Below are 16,151 nucleotides of genomic sequence, written 5' to 3' on the forward strand. Positions count from 1 at the left end.
GACCCCCACCAAGTCGCCGACCCCCACCCCGACGGACGGCGGCCAGACGGACTTCCCCGGGAAACTCGTCCAGGTCCCGTACAAGTGTGTGACGCCCATCGGTGAGAAGGACGTGACGTCCCCCATCCAGATCAACGCCCGTAAGAACGGCGGGAGTTACGACATCACGGTCCAGTTCAAGGGCTCGGTGATGAACAGCCCGGCGGACCTCCCGGCGAACTCGGTGAAGCCCGCCATGGACGTCGTACTGGGCGGGGCCGACAAGGGCAAGGTCCATGTGGTCGGCCCGGCCAACACGGACCCGATCAAGACCGGCGACCCCATGACGATCTCCGACATGACGGGCACCTACAAACCCGGCGCGACCGGTGAATCGACCCTGGCACCAGGCGTGTTGACGGTGAGCGCCCTCGGCACCACGACCACCTGCACCCCGTCCGAGTCGATGGTCTCCCTGACCCTGAACACGGAGGAGCAGGCGAGCGGCGCGTCGGGCGGTTCCTCGACATCGGGCGGCACGACGTCCGGATCGGGCGGTACGTCGACCACCGGCGGCCTCGCCAACACGGGCGCCGGGAACAACGGCGCCCTGAAGGCGCTGGGACTGGTGTCCGGAACGGTGATCCTGGCGGGCGTGGCGGTGTTCACGTTCATGCCGGGGCGGCGGCGCATGCGCTGACCTGCGACGTCGGGACCCCGCCCCGGAGCGTGTCGCCGTGGGCGGGGTCCGGCGTTCGCCGCCGTTTGCGGTGCCGTCGGCTCATGTGCCGCTGTGCTCGTCCAGCAGGTGGGCGCGCAGCCGTACGTTCGAGTCGCTGACCGCGCTGTAGTCGAACTCGGCCCGCGCGGCGCTGCGGCGTGCGGCGAATCCCCGGCAGGTCTCGCAGCCGTCCACGGGCGCGGGCGGGCGGTACTCCTCGTAGGAGGGACCGACCGGTCGGCGCGATGTCATGGCGCACACTCCCGTCCGTGTCTGTCGTGCTCCATCAACTCGCGCTCGCAGTCGCCGACTTCGCCCGTACGCCCGGCTGCCCTGGCGGCGTCCCGCTGCGCGGCCAGGGCCTCGCACACGTCGCAGGGCGGCGCCGGAGCGGTCGCGGGGGCCGAGGCTGCCGTGTTCACGACGACCACCGCGCGAGCGCGGCTTCCAGGGATCGCAGCACCTCGGGGGTCGGCGCCGCCCAGGCACCGGACGGCGTCCAGGAAGGGGCGGGCACGGCGCGGCGGTCGGTGGTGCGCAGGCGGCGGGGGAGACGGGGGAGGGAGGTCGTCGTCATACGGGTCACTCCTCGGGTGGAGGTTCCGGCGATAACCTGTGCTGCGTGCGGTCGCCGGATTACGTTGCGTGTTCAGGTACGACGAGCATGCCGCCTCAGTGAGGCGGAAACGGGGTGGACAGGGCCGGAGTTCCACGTTCGGCGGGACGCATTTCCACTGCTCCGCCCACCAACCCACATCCCCCCACAGTTGCCGTAGGGAGTCCGAGATGTCGCCACGACGCACCGTGACGAGCCGCAGCCAGGAGCCGCGTGTGCGGTTCGCCGAGGAACTGAAGGCGTTGCGGGAGAAGCGCGGGGACAGCCTGCGCCAGCTCAGCGAGAAGTTGGGCTGGGACTTCTCACTGTTCGGCAAGATGGAGAACGGCCACACCCTGGGCGGCGCGGACGTGGTCCAGGCGCTCGACCAGTACTTCGGCGCGGACAGGTTCCTGGTGGCGCTGTGGGAACTGGCGCTGGGCGACCAGACCCAGTACAAGCCCCAGTACCGTACGTTCTTCCAGTTGGAGGCCGAGGCGCTCAGCATGTGGCACTTCGGGTTGAACAGCGTCCCCGGCGTGTTGCAGACCCGGGAGTACGCGGCCGAGGTGCTCGCGGCGGGCGGTATGCAGGGCGAGGAACTGGCTCGCCACGTCGAGGCACGAATCAACCGTGGCGCGATGCTCGTGGCGGAGGACGCGCCGCGATTTCGCACGATTCTCTACGAGTCGGTGCTGAGGCTGCGGCTGCGGGACGAGAAGGTGTGGCGCGAGCAACTGGAGCATCTGCTGGACATGTCCGAGCGCCCGAACGTGACTGTGCAGGTACTGCCGTTCAGCGTCGGGCCGTTCGCCATGATGAACACGGATGTGATGTTCCTGCAGCCCGCGGACGGTCGCTCCGTGGCCTACACGGAGAACGATCTGCGAGGCGAAATCATCGTCGAAGCAAGCCAGATCGAGCGTCTGCAGTCCGCATACGATGCGATGCGTGACATGGCATTGTCCCCGGCCAGGTCGCGGCAGTTCATCGTAGCGATGCTGGAGGAAGCGGAATGCGATCCATCGACTTGAGTGCCGTGATGTGGCGCAGGAGCAGCTACAGCAACACCGACGCCGGCCAGTGCCTCGAAGTCGCCGACGACCTCTCCGCCGTCCCCGTCCGCGACTCGAAGACCCCCGATGGCCCCGCGCTCATACTCGGGGCCACCGCCTGGACCTCGTTCGTCACCGCCGTGCGCCGCGAAGACCTCCCCGGCTGCTGACGGAACGTACGGGAACCGTCAGTTCACGCTTCCCATCAGCGACTTCACCCTGCCCCGGTACCCCCACACCGCCGCGCCCGCCAGTACGGCCAGCACCGCCTCCAGGGCCACCACGCCCGTACGGTCGAGGTTGACGCCCGCGACGGAGAGCAGGCCGGTCGTCGCGTCGCCCGCCGTGACCGCCAGGAACCAGACGCCCATCATCCGGGAGGCGTACTTCGCCGGGGCCATCTTGGTCGTGACCGACAGCCCGACCGGGGAGAGGGTCAGTTCCCCGACCGTCTGGACGAAGTAGATCGCCACGATCCACATCGCCGCCGCCTTGTGCCCGCCCCCGGCGATCGTCAGCGGGGCCAGGAACAGGAAGAACGAGACGCCGATCAGGACCAGGCCCGACGAGAACTTCACGATCGTGCTCGGCTCGCTGCCGCGCCGGTTCAGCGCCAGCCAGAACCACGCGAAGACCGGAGCCAGCGCCATGATCAGCACCGGGTTCACCGACTGGTACCAGGAGACCGGGAACTCCCAGCCGAGGACGGTGTTCTCGGCGTTCTTGTCCGCGAAGATCGACAGGGTGGTGGAGCCCTGGTCGTAGATCATCCAGAAGACGGCGGCGGCCACGAAGAACCAGATGTACGCCGACATCGACGACTGCTCGGGCCCGCTGAGATCCTTGTCGCGCTTGATCCGGACCAGCACGATCACCGGCACGACCAGGCCGAGCGTGATCAGCGGAACCATCACCCAGTTCAGCGTGTAGTGGCCGGAGAGGCCGACGGCCGTGTAGAAGACGGCCGCGATGCCCGCCCAGAGGGCCGCCCTGCGCAGCGCCGTGGACTTCTCGGCGGCGGACAGCGGGGTCGGGACGACGCTCGAACGCGCGTCCAGGTGACGGCTGCCCAGCAGGAACTGGGCGAGACCGAGCGCCATGCCGAGCGCGGCGAGGGCGAAGCCGATGTGCCAGTTGACCTTCTCGCCGATCGTGCCGATGACCAGCGGCGCGGCGAAGGCGCCGAGGTTGATGCCCATGTAGAAGACGGTGAAGCCGCCGTCGCGACGCGGGTCGTCCGGACCGTCGTACAGGTGGCCGACCATGGTGGAGATGTTGGCCTTCAGCAGGCCCGAGCCGATCGCCACGAGCGCGAGACCGGCGTAGAAGGTGCCCGCCGTCGGCAGGGCCAGCGTCAGATGGCCGAGCATGATGACGGAGCCGGCCACGGCGACGGTCCTGCGCGGGCCCCAGACGCGGTCGCCGAACCAGCCGCCGGGCAGGGCGAGCAGGTACACGAGGGAGACGTAGACGGAGCCGATCGCGGTCGCGGCGGGCACACTGAGGTGCAGTCCGTTCGGTGCGATCAGATACAGCGGGAGCAGCGCCCGCATGCCGTAGTACGAGAACCTCTCCCACATCTCGGTCATGAAGAGGGTGGCCAGTCCGCGGGGGTGGCCGAAGAAGGACCGTGGGGAACCGGTGGTGCCCGGTATGGGGGATTCCTTCGTCAGGCTGGACGCCATGGGTCGTTCGTTCCTTGCTGGTCGGGGCGCACAAAAAGGACCTTCAGCGGAAAACTCGCCAAAGGTCCACAGGTGCCATTAAGGGCTTGCTTTCACCATACGACAGTTCACAGTCGTAAATGGAAGCACTTGAGATGTGAATCACAGGTGGGGCAGGGATATCGGTCGTCCATTCCAAGGTAAGAGGCGGGAAAGCCACGTACAGGCACGGCTTCGGGTGCCGGGGTGCGGTGGGTACCGGGCCCGCCGTTCCGGGTTCCCCCGTCCCGGCGTCCGAAGGTAAGAACCGGGAGCGACTGGTCACACCCCGGCGGGTGTCCGGGGCGGTCTACCATCAGTTCATGACCCGTGTACTGCTCGCCGAGGACGACGCGTCCATCTCGGAGCCGCTGGCCCGCGCACTGCGCAGGGAAGGCTACGAGGTCGAGGTGCGCGAGGACGGACCGACCGCGCTCGACGCAGGCATCCAGGGTGGTATCGACCTGGTCGTGCTCGACCTGGGACTGCCCGGCATGGACGGCCTCGAAGTGGCCCGTCGGCTGCGTGCCGAGGGGCTGACCGTCCCCATCCTCATCCTGACCGCGCGCGCCGACGAGGTGGACACCGTTGTCGGCCTCGACGCGGGCGCCGACGACTACGTCACCAAGCCCTTCCGGCTCGCCGAACTGCTCGCCCGCGTCCGGGCCCTGCTCCGGCGCGGCGCGTCCGAGCCGCAGCAGCCGCCCGCGACGCACGGCGTGCGCATCGACGTCGAGTCGCACCGCGCGTGGATGGGCGACGAGGAACTCCAGCTCACCGCCAAGGAGTTCGACCTGCTGCGGGTGCTCGTGCGGGACGCGGGGCGGGTCGTCACCCGTGACCAGCTGATGCGTGAGGTGTGGGACACCACGTGGTGGTCGTCGACGAAGACGCTCGACATGCACATTTCGTGGCTGCGGAAGAAGCTGGGGGATGACGCGGCGAACCCGCGATACATCGCCACTGTGCGTGGTGTGGGTTTTCGGTTCGAAAAGAGTTAGTCGACTACGCGCGTAACCCTTCCAGGGGGGTGCGGTGTTGGTGCGTGGTGGTCGGCTGCCGGCCGGTGGGGGCCGGCCGCGCAGTTCCCCACGCCCCTGGGGTGGGGCGCTGCGCGCCACCACCCCAGGGCACACGCGTCGTGTTGGAGACATAGCCCGGAGGGGCCTGTGCGTCGTCGTCTTATTCAGTCCACGCTCGCTGTCGTGCTCGTGGTCATCGCCGTGTTCGGGGTGTCGCTCGTCATCGTCGAGACGCGGACGATCAGCACGAGCGCGCAGGAGCGGGTGGACTCCGAGGCCGTACGGCTGGCCAGCATCGTGGACAGCCGCATACTCGGCGACGAACAGATCAACGAGAAGGTGCTCGGCGGCCTCGTCACCGGCGACCGGTACGCCGTAGTGCGTATCCCCCACCGCGCGCCGGTCGAGGTCGGGGTGCAGCCCGTGGGTGACGTCATCTCCGCCGAGGAGGACGGCGAGGAGGGCGAGACGGTCCGGGTCGAGGAACCCCGCTCCTCCGTGACCCGTGAGGTCGGCCGCACCCTGCTGATCATCGGCGCCGTCGCGCTGCTCGCCGTCATCGCCGCCGTCCTGCTCGCCGTACGGCAGGCGAACCGGCTCGCCTCGCCGCTCACCGACCTCGCCGAGACCGCCGAACGCCTCGGCTCGGGCGACCCGCGACCCCGGCACAAGCGGTACGGCGTCCCGGAGCTCGACCGGGTCGCGGATGTGCTGGACAGCTCGGCGGAACGTATCGCCCGGATGCTCACCGCCGAACGCCGGCTGGCGGCGGACGCCTCCCACCAACTGCGCACGCCCCTCACCGCCCTCTCCATGCGCCTTGAGGAGATCACCCTCACCGACGACCCGGACACGGTGAAGGAGGAGGCCACGATCGCGCTCACGCAGGTCGAACGCCTCACGGACGTCGTCGAACGGCTGCTCACCAACGCCCGCGACCCGCGCACCGGCTCCGCCGTCTCCTTCGACCTCGACGAGGTCATCCAGCAGCAGCTCGCCGAGTGGCGCCCCGCCTACCGCAGCGCGGGCCGGGCCATAGTCAGCTCCGGCAAACGGAATCTTCAGGCCGTCGGCACACCGGGCGCGGTCGCCCAGGTGCTGGCCGCCCTGATCGAGAACTCCCTCATGCACGGTGGCGGCACGGTCGCCCTGCGCACCCGTGTCATCGGCAACCAGGCGGTGATCGAGGTCACGGACGAGGGTCCGGGTGTCCCCGCCGACCTCGGCGCCCGGATCTTCGAGCGCGCGATCAGCGGCCGCAACTCCACGGGCATCGGCCTCGCGGTCGCCCGCGACCTCGCGGAGGCCGACGCGGGCCGCCTGGAGATGCTCCAGGCCCAGCCCCCGGTCTTCGGCCTCTTCCTCTCCCGAACCCCCCCGAAGAGACCCCAGACCGACGAGGAGGAGCGAACGGTCCGCTAGGAGCTTCGAGGGGCGCGGGGAACTGCGCGACGACCCACGACGGCGCGGCTTTTGAGGGGCGCGGGGAACTGCGCGACCAGCCACGACGGCGCGTCAGCCGACACACAACCCCCCGCGGCCCAGCCACAACGGCGCGTCAGCCGACACGTAACCCCCCGCGGCCCAGCCACAACGGCACGTCAGCCGACACACAACCCCTCGCGGCACAGCCAGAGCGGCGCTCAGCCAACCCGCTGTCGCTGATTCCGCCCCGCCGGAGCCGCCCCACCCCCGCGGAGCGACTCCTCCTCCCGAGAGGGAACCGCCCGGAACACCCACGTCCGGTACGACCAGAACCGGAACAGCGTCGCGACGCCGATCCCCACGAACTTGAAGACGTTGTTCTCCAGCGGGCTGTCCAGCCCGAAACCGTACGTCGCCGTGTAGAGCACACCGTTCTCGATGACCAGCCCGACCGCGCTGAACAGCAGGAACAGCGTTAGTTCCTTCGTACGGCCGCTCTTGTCACGGTCACGGTAGGTGAAGTAACGGAAGCCGATGTAGTTCGTGCAGATCGCAACGACCGTGGCGATCACACTGGCGCGGACCACCGGGAGGTCGGTCGTGCCGCGCACCAGGTTGAACACGAGCAGATTGACGAGCACCCCGGCCGCGCCCACCGCCCCGAACTTCGCCACCTCGGCCGCGAGCCGCTCGAACCGCCGGCGTACGGAGCTTCGGGACGTCGTCCGGGATGTCGTCCGGGACGCCGTACGAGGCCCGTCGGAACCACCTTCGGTGCCAGGTGCGGAACCATGGTCCATGGTCTGTCGGCCCCTGTCTGTGGGATCGCGGTGTGGTCGTGGTCCGGGTCGCGATGTGGTCGTTGTGTGGTCGAGGTGTCGGTTTTCGTCAACCCAGCCATGCTAACCACCCCCTATGGGGCTCGCCCGCGCACACCGGGCGACAGGCGCGCAATCAGGCCGGGATGGCCGGGCCGATACTCTTGCAGGGTGACGTTCCCGGTAGTCGGCATGGTCGGCGGGGGGCAGCTCGCTCGTATGACACACGAGGCGGGCATCCCGCTCGGCATCAGGTTCAAGCTTCTCAGTGACACCCCGCAGGAATCCGCGGCGCAGGTCGTCGGTGATGTCGTCCTAGGCGACTACCGCGACCTGGAGACGCTGCGCGCGTTCGCGCAGGGGTGCGATGTGATCACTTTCGATCACGAGCACGTCCCGACCGAGCATCTTCGGGCGCTGGAGGCGGACGGTATCCCCGTCCGCCCCGGCCCCGACGCGCTCGTGCACGCCCAGGACAAGGGCGTGATGCGGGCGAGGCTCGACGAGATCGGCGTGCCGTGCCCACGGCACCGGATCGTGGCGGACCCCGCCGACGTCGTCGCCTTCGCGGCCGAGGGGGATGGCTTCCCGGTCGTCCTCAAGACGGTCCGCGGCGGCTACGACGGCAAGGGCGTGTGGGTCGTCAGGTCCGAGGCGGAGGCCGCCGACCCCTTCCGGGCCGGCGTGCCGGTCCTGGCCGAGGAGAAGGTCGACTTCGTACGGGAACTGGCGGCGAACGTCGTCCGCTCCCCGCACGGCCAGGCCGTCGCGTACCCGGTGGTCGAGTCGCGACAGGTCGACGGCGTGTGCGACACCGTCATCGCGCCCGCGCCCGGCATCAGCGAGGAGCTGACCCTCCAGGCCACGGAACTGGCCCTGCGCATCGCCAAGGAACTCGGCGTCGTCGGCCACCTGGCCGTCGAACTGTTCGAGACCTCCGACGGCCGCATCCTGGTCAACGAACTGGCGATGCGCCCGCACAACTCGGGCCACTGGACCCAGGACGGCGCGATCACCAGCCAGTTCGCCAACCACGTCCGCGCGGTCCTCGACCTCCCGCTCGGCGACCCGCGCCCGCGCGCCAAGTGGACGGTCATGGCGAACGTCCTCGGCGGCGACTTCCCCGACATGTACTCCGCGTACCTGCACTGCATGGCCCGCGACCCCCAACTGAAGATCCACATGTACGGCAAGGACGTGAAGCCCGGCCGCAAGGTCGGCCATGTCAACACCTACGGCGACGACCTGGACGACGTGCTGGAGCGCGCCCGTCACGCAGCCGGATATCTGAGAGGGACCATTACCGAATGAGCCTCGTTGCCGGCCCCGTCGTGGGCATCGTCATGGGTTCGGACTCCGACTGGCCCGTCATGGAGGCCGCCGCGCAGGCACTCGACGAGTTCGAGATCGCGTACGAGGTCGATGTCGTCTCCGCGCACCGCATGCCGCACGAGATGATCGCGTACGGCGAGCACGCCGCCGAGCGCGGTCTGAAGGCGATCATCGCGGGCGCGGGCGGCGCGGCCCACCTGCCCGGCATGCTCGCGTCGGTGACCCCGCTCCCGGTGATCGGTGTCCCGGTCCCGCTGAAGTACCTGGACGGCATGGACTCGCTGCTGTCGATCGTGCAGATGCCGGCGGGCGTGCCGGTCGCCACGGTCTCGGTCGGCGGCGCGCGCAACGCGGGCCTGCTGGCGGCCCGTATCCTCGCCTCGCACGACGAGGAACTCCTCGGCCGCATGCGGGAGTTCCAGCAGGACCTGAACGACCAGGCCACCGAGAAGGGCAAGCGGCTGCGCGCCAAGGTCGAGAGCGGCGCGGGCGGCGGCAGCGGCTTCGGCTTCGGGAAGTGACGCGGGAAGTGACGTCCGTGAGCTCTCTGGAGCAAGCCCGGCAACTCCTGCGCGAGTTCCCGGTCGTCGACGGCCACAACGACCTCCCGTGGGCGCTGCGCGAGCAGGTCGGCTACGACCTCGACGCCCGCGACATCGCCACCGCCCAGCACGCCCACCTGCACACCGACATCCCGCGCCTGCGCGAGGGCGGGGTCGGTGCGCAGTACTGGTCGGTGTACGTCCGCTCGGACCTCCCGGACGCGGTGCCCGCGACCCTCGAACAGATCGACTGCGTACGTCAGTTGATCGCGCGGTACGGCGACGAGCTGCGCCCCGCCCTGACGGCGGCCGACATGGAGGCGGGCCGGCGTGAGGGCCGTATCGCCTCCCTCATGGGCGCCGAGGGCGGCCACTCGATCGCCAACTCCCTGGGCACCCTGCGGGGGTTGTACGACCTGGGCGTGCGCTATCTGACCCTCACCCACAACGACAACGTGGCGTGGGCGGACTCGGCGACGGACGAGCCGGTCGTCGGCGGCCTGTCGGCCTTCGGCCGCGAGGTGGTGAGGGAGATGAACCGCCTGGGCATGCTGGTCGACCTGTCGCATGTGGCCGCGACGACGATGAACCACGCCCTGGACACGTCGGTGGCGCCGGTGATCTTCTCCCACTCGTCCTCGCGCGCGCTGTGCGACCACCCGCGCAACATCCCGGACGACGTGCTGGAGCGCCTGCCCGGCAACGGCGGCATGGCGATGGTGACGTTCGTACCGAAGTTCGTCCTCCAGGCAGCCGTCGACTGGACGGCGGCGGCGGACGACAACATGCGCGCCCACGGCTTCCACGCCCTCGACACCACCCCCGAGGCGATGAAGGTCCACCGGGCCTTCGAGGAGACGAACCCGCGCCCGGTCGCCACGGCCGCGACGGTCGCCGACCACCTGGACCACATGCGCGAGGTGGCCGGCATCGACCACCTGGGCATCGGCGGCGACTACGACGGCACGGCCTTCACCCCGGACGGCCTCAGCGACGTCTCCGGCTACCCGAACCTCATCGCCGAACTCCTCGACCGAGGCTGGTCAAAACCGGACCTGGCCAAGCTGACCTGGGAGAACGCGGTACGGGTACTGGGCGCGGCGGAGGACGTGGCCCGCGAGGAACAGGGCAGACGGGGTCCCTCCAACGCGACCCTGGAGCGACTGGACGGCTGAACCCGCCCGATCCTCGAACTCCTGGTGGGCGGGCGGACGGGCGCCCAGGGCACGGCATACCCCCGAACGCCCCACCCACCAGGAAGCGCCCTCTCCGGCGTGCGACGGTGGCCGTATTGCGATCACGAGGTAGATCACGACGTACGGAGCCCGTCATGGCCGATCTACAGGACGAACTGCACACCACAGCCGAGGTCGGACCACTCGACCCGTCGGCCCCACCGCCCCTTGCCCTGCCGGAGTCCGACGGGCAGTCCGACGACGGAATCGGGTCGGTGCTCGGACTCCCGCCCCTGTCCGACGCGGGGGGCGATGGCGATCCGGACGCCGCCCCCATCGACCGCGCGCACGCCGTCCTCGCCGAGCATCCCGTCGCCGACGGCTACAGCGGGCTGCCCTGGGCGTTGCGGCACCTGCCCTGGTACGACCTGGAGCTCGGTGAGAGCACCATCGACACCGATGTGCCCCGGATGCGACGCGGCCACGTGGGCGCTCTGTTCTGGGCGCTGCACCTGCCCGACGGGCTCACCGGTGACCGCGCCGTCGGTGCCACCCTGGAACAGCTCGACCTGGTCAGGACGGTCGCCCGCAGCCACCCCGAGGGGCTGCGGCTCGCGGGTACCGCCGGGCAGGTCACCGACGCCCGCAACTGCGGACGCGTCGCCATCGTGCTGGGGCCCGCCTCGGCCGCCGCGATCGACGACTCGATCGGGATCCTGCGCGTCCTGCACTCCCTGGGCCTGCGGGTGCTCACCCTGGCCGGGACGTCCTGGGCGAGCAAGGCCGGGCTCACCCGGTTCGGCGAGGAGGTGGTCCGCGAGATGAACCGCCTCGGCGTGCTCGCCGACCTCTCGGGCGCCTCCCCGGCCACCACCAGCCGCGCCGTCACCATCTCCAAGGCGCCGGTCCTGTGCACCCGCTCGGCGGCCCGCGCCCTGCGCCCACACCCCGCCAACCTGCCGGACGAGACACTCGCCGAGCTGGGCGCGGCCGGGGGCCTGTGCCTCGTACCGCTGACGGCCGAGCAGACCGGGCCGTCCGTCCGTGACGTCGCCGACCATCTCGACCACGTCCGCGCGATCGCGGGCCCGGAGTGCGTCGGCCTGTCCGGTACGTACGACTCGGGCATCGCCCACCCCCAGGAACTCGGCGACGCCTCCTGCTACCCGAACCTGATCGCCGAACTCCTGCGCCGAGGCTGGTCCGAGCCCGACATCGGGCTCCTCACCTGGGGCAACGTCCAACGCGTGCTGCGCTGCGCCGACTTCACGGCCAAGGCCGCCCAGCAGCGCCGGGAGCCGTCCACGGCCCGGATCGCCCACCTCGACGGCTGACCCGGCTTCAGGGCCGGTGGCTCGGGGTTCTTGGTCCGGCAGGGGTGCGACCGTGCCCCGCCGGACCGGCGTGCGTTTGCCGTCGTTCAGCCCGCGCAGAGGCAGAACGGGTGCCCGGCCGGGTCCGCGTAGACCCTGAAGGAGCGGGCCCGGTCCTCCGTGTCCAGCGGCTTCGCGCCCAGCGCGAGCACCTCCCGCTCGGCCGAGTCCAGGTCGGCGACCGTCACGTCCAGATGGAACTGCTGCGAGCCGTCGGCCGACGGCCACTTCGGCGGTACGTAGCCGGGGGCGGCCTGGAAGGCCAGCTTCGGCCCGTCCGGGATCCGCAGGTCGATCCAGTCCTCCTCGACCTCGGGCGTGCCGCCCAGCAGCTCGGCGTAGAAGGCGGCGAGTAAGCCGGGGTCGGGACAGTCCAGGACGACGGTGTCGAACTTGGCGATGGCCATGGCTTCCTCCGTTGTTGCCTGTCACATGCTGTCTGTCACTGGTTACCTGTTGATGGGTCTCATCAGGTAACCTTTACGGTAGTGGTTACCCGATGCCCCTGCATAGGAGGTAACGCCAAGAGGTACCGTCAGCGGTATGAGCGAGAACGGGTCCGCGCCCGGAGGGCTGGCCCTCGTGGAGGCCCTGGTGAACACCAGGGACCTGGAAACGGGCCAGGACGCCCTGGACACCGCCGAGGGACGGGCCGCCCTGGGCATCGCGGAGACCGCCGGACGGGACCTCGCGGCCGTGAAGGAACTGCGCGAGTCGCTGCGGACCGTCTGCCTGGCCCACGCCGGACATCCACCGCACGAGGTCGTCACGCCCCTGGGGCGACTGCTGTCCCGCGCCCCGCTGCTGGTGACCGTCGACGAACGGGACGGCTCGGCCCGCCTGGCCGCCGCCGAGGAGGGCGCGCTGCTCTCCCGCGTGGCGGCGGCCGTCGCGGAGGCGCTCACCGACGGCACCTGGCTCCGCCTCAAGGCCTGTGAGCTGCCCGAATGCCACTGGGCGTACTACGACCGCAGCCCCGCCGGGCGCCGCCGCTGGTGCTCCATGTCGGTGTGCGGGGCGCGCGCCAAGATGCGGCGCTATCGCGCCAAGTAGCGGGTCCGGGTGAAGTGGCCTTCCAGGTCATGGCCGCCCGGGACGCGGAACGCGCCTCCCGACGCGTGGCCGGGTGTGGAGAATGAGGGCAGGCGCCGGCCCGGCCGACTGAGCCTCGGCCGGACCGGCGTCCCGGCTCGTTGTCCGGTGTACGCGCGTACGCGTTCGGCTCCGCTTCGGTACGGCGCCAGGGTTCTGTACTGTCTGTCCGGTATGGACGTCGGTGGCGTGAAACCGACGGCCGGCGGATGCGGACGCTCGGCGGGACTCCCGCCGGGCCGGACCGGAACGGACTGCCAGTGATCGGCGCGAGGGGTGCTGTGAGTGGTCTGCCGGCCCCGTTCACGAGTTTCGTGGGCCGGCGGGCGGAACTCGCCGAGGCCGGCCGCCTGCTGGGGACGGCCCGGCTGGTCACGCTGAAGGGCCCGGGCGGGGTGGGCAAGACCCGGCTCGCCCTGGAGGTGGCCGCCGGGTCGGCGAACACGTTCTCGGGCGTGTGGCTGGTGAACCTGGCGTCGGTGCACGAACCGTCGGCCGTGCCGGGCGCCGTCGCCGCCGCGCTGGGACTGGCCGACCTGGGCACCCGCAAGGTGGAGGAACTGCTCGCCGCGCACCTGTCCAGGAGACGGGTACTGCTGGTGCTGGACAACTGCGAGCACCTCGCACAGGCGTGCGCCGAACTGGTGCGCCACCTGCTGTCGGCCGCCCCCGAGCTGCGGATCCTGGCCACCAGCCGGGAGTCGCTCCAGCTCACCGGCGAACACGTCCTCGACGTCTCCTCGCTGCCCGCGGACGACGCGGCGGAACTGCTGCGCCGGCGGGCCGTCGCCGTGCGGCCCGGTTTCGAGGTCACCGACACCAACCGGCCCGTGGTGGCGAGGCTGTGCGCGGCCCTGGACGGGCTGCCGCTGGCGATCGAACTGGCCGCCTCCCGGCTGCGCACCCTCAGCGTCGAGCAGGCGGTGGAGCGCCTGGAGGACAGGTTCGCGCTGCTGACCGCGGGCAGCAGGACGGCCCAGCCCCAGCACCGCACCCTGCGCGCGGCGATCGACTGGAGCTGGGAACTGTGCGGCCACGAGGAACGGCTGCTGTGGGCCCGGCTGTCGGTGTTCGCCGGGAGCTTCACCCTGGAGGCGGCCGAGGGAGTGTGCGCGGGGGAGGGCATCGAAGAGCGCCAGGTACTGGACGTACTGGACCGGCTGGTCGCGCAGTCCCTGGTCGAGCACACGGAGCACACGGAGCCCGCCCAGCACACCGAGTACGCCCAGCACACCGAGTACGCCGAGCACACCGAGCCGACCCGGCAGACTGGGCACACCGGGACGAGCGAGCACACCGAAGCCGGCGGCACAGCCCGCTATCGGCTGCTGGAGACCATCCGCGCCTACGGCTCGGAGCACCTGGTGGCCTCGGGCGAGGAGCGGTGGGCCCGGCGCCGCCACCACGACTACTTCCACGCCCTCGCCGAGCGCCTCCACCAGGACTGGTTCGGGCCCCGCCAAGAAGAGATCCTGACCCGGCTGCGCGCCGAACACGCCAACCTGCTGGTGGCGCTGGAGTACCCGGGCGAGGCCGAGAAGGCGTCGCCGGAGGACCGTCGGACGCGGCTGGAGCTGGCCGGTGCGCTGCTCTACCACTGGGTGGCCGGCGGATTCCTCAGCGAGGGGCGGCGGCAACTGGAACGGGTGCTCAAGGCGGCACCGGAGCCGACGGCGGCCCGGGCCCGTGCCCTGCTGGCCGCCGCCTACGTGGTCGGGGAACAGTTCGACCTGGCGGCGGCCCAGCGGTGGCTGACGGAGGCGGGGGAGCTGGCCGGGCGGCTCGGTGAGCTGGGGGTGGCCGCGCATGTGCACGGCCACCTGGGAGTCTCCACGCTCTATGCGGGCGGCCCCACGGACCAGGCACTGTCCCGGATCGAACAGGCGGTCGCCGAGCACGAGGCGCTCGGCGACCGGTTCGGCGAGGTCACCTGGCGGTGCGCGCTGGCCATCGTCCAGACCGTCGTCGGGGACGCGCGGGCGCCGCGTACCAGCCGCCGGGCGCTCGCCGACACCCGGGCCCACGGGGAGCGGTGGGCCCGCGCCCACCTGCTGATGGTGCTCGGCCGCAGCGCCTGGGCCCAGGGCGACCAGCAGGAGGCCATGGCCCTGACCGTCTCCGCGATGGAGACGCTGCGGGGCTTCAGCGACACCCTCGGGGTGGCGAAGATGGTCGAGCAGCTCGCCTGGATCACCGCCTCGGACGGCGACCACCGGCGCGCCGGTCACCTCCTGGGCGTGGCCCGGTCGCTGCGCGAGGACGCCGGTACGTCCGTCGTCGCCGGTGACCCGAGGGACGAGGGGTACCACGCCGAATGCGAGGCCGACGTGCGGCGCGCGCTGGGCACGGCCGGGTACGAACAGGCGCTGGCCGAGGGCGCCGCGATCGCCTGCCCCGCCCAGGCCATCACCTGCGCACTCGCGGGCGCCCTGGACGACGCCCCCGACGCCGTACGCGATGGCGGCGCACCGGGCGGCGGCGCGCTTGGCGGCGGGGCACACGACGGTGGTGCCGGACCGGCCGGCCCACAGCCCCAGGCCGGCCCGCTGACCCGCCGGGAGCAGCAGGTCGCCGCCCTGGTCGCGGAGGGGATGACCAACCGGAAGATCGCCGGCGAGCTGGTGCTCTCGCAGCGCACGGTCGACGGGCACGTGGACCGTATCCTCGGCAAGCTCGGCTTCTCCCGCCGCGCCCAGATCGCCGCCTGGTGGGCCCGCAACCACATGCCCGGCCAGAATCACCCGCCCAACCCGAATCACCCGCCGGGCCAGAACCGACCGCCCGGCCGGAACCGACTGCCCGGCCGATAGGAATCGGGTACCTACCCCCGTAGAACTACCCATGTCACGAAACCTGGCGCCGATTACCCTTGTGCCACGTGATCCCCAGTGGTTCGGCGCGGCACCGCTACGGAATCGGAGTCCTCCGGGACGTCCGTAACGCGCGAGGTGAAGCGTGACCGCCCTGACCCCCGCCCCGGGCAACCTGCCCGCACCCTTTACCAGCTTCGTGGGAAGACAACGCGATGTGGCCGAGGTGCGGGCCTTGCTGCGCGTCGCGCGGCTGGTGACCCTGACGGGAGTGGGCGGAGTCGGCAAGACACGGCTGGCGCTGCGCGTCGCCGAACTGTCCCGTGACACCTTCCCGGACGGCGTCTGGCTGGTCGATCTGGCTCCGGTACGGGATCCGGAGACGGTCGCCACGGCAGTCCTGGGAGCGCTCCTACTGCCGGACCTCGGCACCAGACCCGCGCTGGAGCAGCTCACCTGCAAGCTGGCCCGGCACGAGGCGCTCATCCTGCTGGACAACTGCGAGCACC

At 70.8% G+C, this 16,151-nt stretch carries 16 protein-coding genes and 2 pseudogenes; 12 read left to right on the plus strand and 6 right to left on the minus strand.

Annotated elements, in window-relative coordinates; translation table 11 throughout:
• Nucleotides 1-679 (plus strand): annotated as a pseudogene (locus AOK08_RS23305) (hypothetical protein); the annotation flags it as partial.
• Between the two features lie 81 nt (nucleotides 680-760).
• On the opposite strand, the gene AOK08_RS23310 reads toward AOK08_RS23305, so the two are convergent.
• Genes AOK08_RS23310 through AOK08_RS45880 form a run of 3 tightly spaced genes read right to left on the minus strand, consistent with a single transcriptional unit; the run spans nucleotide 761 to nucleotide 1,277 of the window.
• Nucleotides 761-952: a hypothetical protein gene (locus AOK08_RS23310; RefSeq protein WP_055529427.1), complete on the minus strand. Its 192-nt coding sequence runs from the start codon at nucleotides 950-952 to the stop codon at nucleotides 761-763.
• On the minus strand, nucleotides 949-1,122 hold the full coding sequence (locus tag AOK08_RS44845) for a hypothetical protein (protein WP_241827060.1): 174 nt from the start codon (nucleotides 1,120-1,122) through the stop codon (nucleotides 949-951). Before AOK08_RS44845 ends, AOK08_RS23310 begins: the two co-directional genes overlap by 4 nt.
• Nucleotides 1,119-1,277, minus strand: coding sequence for a hypothetical protein (locus tag AOK08_RS45880; RefSeq protein WP_157876760.1), 159 nt, complete (start codon nucleotides 1,275-1,277; stop codon nucleotides 1,119-1,121). The genes AOK08_RS44845 and AOK08_RS45880 overlap by 4 nt, the downstream gene beginning before the upstream one ends.
• A gap of 209 nt (nucleotides 1,278-1,486) precedes the next feature.
• On the opposite strand from AOK08_RS45880, the gene AOK08_RS23315 reads away from it, so the two are divergent.
• Both AOK08_RS23315 and AOK08_RS23320 read left to right on the plus strand, forming a co-directional pair.
• Nucleotides 1,487-2,329 (plus strand): helix-turn-helix domain-containing protein, encoded by an 843-nt coding sequence (locus AOK08_RS23315; RefSeq protein ID WP_055529429.1) that lies wholly within the window; start codon nucleotides 1,487-1,489, stop codon nucleotides 2,327-2,329.
• Complete coding sequence (locus AOK08_RS23320) at nucleotides 2,311-2,520, plus strand: DUF397 domain-containing protein (protein WP_055529431.1); 210 nt, start codon at nucleotides 2,311-2,313, stop codon at nucleotides 2,518-2,520. The genes AOK08_RS23315 and AOK08_RS23320 overlap by 19 nt, the downstream gene beginning before the upstream one ends.
• 18 nt (nucleotides 2,521-2,538) lie before the next feature.
• On the opposite strand, the gene AOK08_RS23325 is transcribed toward AOK08_RS23320, so the two are convergent.
• The gene (locus AOK08_RS23325; RefSeq protein ID WP_055529434.1) at nucleotides 2,539-4,035 is read right to left on the minus strand and encodes an oligopeptide:H+ symporter; all 1,497 of its coding nucleotides are present in this window, start codon (nucleotides 4,033-4,035) and stop codon (nucleotides 2,539-2,541) included.
• 341 nt (nucleotides 4,036-4,376) lie between these two features.
• On the opposite strand from AOK08_RS23325, the gene AOK08_RS23330 reads away from it, so the two are divergent.
• Together AOK08_RS23330 and AOK08_RS23335 are read left to right on the plus strand one after the other, a co-directional pair.
• The gene (locus tag AOK08_RS23330) at nucleotides 4,377-5,054 is read left to right on the plus strand and encodes a response regulator transcription factor (protein ID WP_006383781.1); all 678 of its coding nucleotides are present in this window, start codon (nucleotides 4,377-4,379) and stop codon (nucleotides 5,052-5,054) included.
• 168 nt (nucleotides 5,055-5,222) lie between these two features.
• The gene (locus AOK08_RS23335; RefSeq protein ID WP_055529436.1) at nucleotides 5,223-6,497 is read left to right on the plus strand and encodes an ATP-binding protein; all 1,275 of its coding nucleotides are present in this window, start codon (nucleotides 5,223-5,225) and stop codon (nucleotides 6,495-6,497) included.
• 221 nt (nucleotides 6,498-6,718) lie between these two features.
• Here AOK08_RS23335 and AOK08_RS23340 read toward each other — a convergent pair whose 3' ends face one another.
• Nucleotides 6,719-7,300, minus strand: a complete 582-nt coding sequence (locus AOK08_RS23340; protein ID WP_079054219.1) for a GtrA family protein — start codon at nucleotides 7,298-7,300, stop codon at nucleotides 6,719-6,721.
• Nucleotides 7,301-7,489: 189 nt separating this feature from the next.
• Here AOK08_RS23340 and AOK08_RS23345 point away from each other — a divergent pair, with 189 nt between their 5' ends.
• The 4 genes from AOK08_RS23345 to AOK08_RS23360 all read left to right on the plus strand — a co-directional run bounded on the left by AOK08_RS23345 (nucleotide 7,490) and on the right by AOK08_RS23360 (nucleotide 11,701).
• Nucleotides 7,490-8,629: a 5-(carboxyamino)imidazole ribonucleotide synthase gene (locus tag AOK08_RS23345; protein ID WP_079054220.1), complete on the plus strand. Its 1,140-nt coding sequence runs from the start codon at nucleotides 7,490-7,492 to the stop codon at nucleotides 8,627-8,629.
• Nucleotides 8,626-9,171, plus strand: a complete 546-nt coding sequence (gene purE / locus AOK08_RS23350) for a 5-(carboxyamino)imidazole ribonucleotide mutase (RefSeq protein ID WP_107101023.1) — start codon at nucleotides 8,626-8,628, stop codon at nucleotides 9,169-9,171. The genes AOK08_RS23345 and purE overlap by 4 nt, the downstream gene beginning before the upstream one ends.
• Before the next feature lie 17 nt (nucleotides 9,172-9,188).
• On the plus strand, nucleotides 9,189-10,367 hold the full coding sequence (locus tag AOK08_RS23355) for a dipeptidase (protein ID WP_422125765.1): 1,179 nt from the start codon (nucleotides 9,189-9,191) through the stop codon (nucleotides 10,365-10,367).
• A 155-nt stretch (nucleotides 10,368-10,522) separates the two neighbouring features.
• Complete coding sequence (locus AOK08_RS23360) at nucleotides 10,523-11,701, plus strand: dipeptidase (protein ID WP_055529443.1); 1,179 nt, start codon at nucleotides 10,523-10,525, stop codon at nucleotides 11,699-11,701.
• Between the two features lie 86 nt (nucleotides 11,702-11,787).
• Here AOK08_RS23360 and AOK08_RS23365 read toward each other — a convergent pair whose 3' ends face one another.
• The gene (locus tag AOK08_RS23365) at nucleotides 11,788-12,147 is read right to left on the minus strand and encodes a VOC family protein (RefSeq protein WP_055529445.1); all 360 of its coding nucleotides are present in this window, start codon (nucleotides 12,145-12,147) and stop codon (nucleotides 11,788-11,790) included.
• 136 nt (nucleotides 12,148-12,283) lie between these two features.
• On the opposite strand from AOK08_RS23365, the gene AOK08_RS23370 reads away from it, so the two are divergent.
• From AOK08_RS23370 to AOK08_RS23380, 3 genes and pseudogenes are all read left to right on the plus strand, one after another.
• A complete protein-coding gene (locus AOK08_RS23370) occupies nucleotides 12,284-12,793 on the plus strand; it encodes a CGNR zinc finger domain-containing protein (RefSeq protein WP_055529447.1) in 510 nt (169 codons plus the stop codon).
• Between the two features lie 320 nt (nucleotides 12,794-13,113).
• Complete coding sequence (locus AOK08_RS23375; RefSeq protein ID WP_055529449.1) at nucleotides 13,114-15,642, plus strand: LuxR C-terminal-related transcriptional regulator; 2,529 nt, start codon at nucleotides 13,114-13,116, stop codon at nucleotides 15,640-15,642.
• Between the two features lie 145 nt (nucleotides 15,643-15,787).
• Nucleotides 15,788-16,151 (plus strand): annotated as a pseudogene (locus AOK08_RS23380) (LuxR family transcriptional regulator); the annotation flags it as partial.

Origin of the sequence: Streptomyces graminilatus (assembly GCF_001418565.1) — a bacterium.
Lineage (GTDB): Bacteria > Actinomycetota > Actinomycetes > Streptomycetales > Streptomycetaceae > Streptomyces > Streptomyces graminilatus.

What these genes read in the sequence shown, in the direction of transcription:
- AOK08_RS23310 (WP_055529427.1), bottom strand. Translation starts at nt 952, where the DNA reads ATGACATCGCGCCGACCGGTCGGTCCCTCCTACGAGGAGTACCGCCCG.
- AOK08_RS45880 (WP_157876760.1), bottom strand. Translation starts at nt 1,277, where the DNA reads ATGACGACGACCTCCCTCCCCCGTCTCCCCCGCCGCCTGCGCACCACC.
- AOK08_RS23315 (WP_055529429.1), top strand. Translation starts at nt 1,487, where the DNA reads ATGTCGCCACGACGCACCGTGACGAGCCGCAGCCAGGAGCCGCGTGTG.
- AOK08_RS23320 (WP_055529431.1), top strand. Translation starts at nt 2,311, where the DNA reads ATGCGATCCATCGACTTGAGTGCCGTGATGTGGCGCAGGAGCAGCTAC.
- AOK08_RS23325 (WP_055529434.1), bottom strand. Translation starts at nt 4,035, where the DNA reads ATGGCGTCCAGCCTGACGAAGGAATCCCCCATACCGGGCACCACCGGT.
- AOK08_RS23330 (WP_006383781.1), top strand. Translation starts at nt 4,377, where the DNA reads ATGACCCGTGTACTGCTCGCCGAGGACGACGCGTCCATCTCGGAGCCG.
- AOK08_RS23340 (WP_079054219.1), bottom strand. Translation starts at nt 7,300, where the DNA reads ATGGACCATGGTTCCGCACCTGGCACCGAAGGTGGTTCCGACGGGCCT.
- purE (WP_107101023.1), top strand. Translation starts at nt 8,626, where the DNA reads ATGAGCCTCGTTGCCGGCCCCGTCGTGGGCATCGTCATGGGTTCGGAC.
- AOK08_RS23360 (WP_055529443.1), top strand. Translation starts at nt 10,523, where the DNA reads ATGGCCGATCTACAGGACGAACTGCACACCACAGCCGAGGTCGGACCA.
- AOK08_RS23365 (WP_055529445.1), bottom strand. Translation starts at nt 12,147, where the DNA reads ATGGCCATCGCCAAGTTCGACACCGTCGTCCTGGACTGTCCCGACCCC.
- AOK08_RS23370 (WP_055529447.1), top strand. Translation starts at nt 12,284, where the DNA reads ATGAGCGAGAACGGGTCCGCGCCCGGAGGGCTGGCCCTCGTGGAGGCC.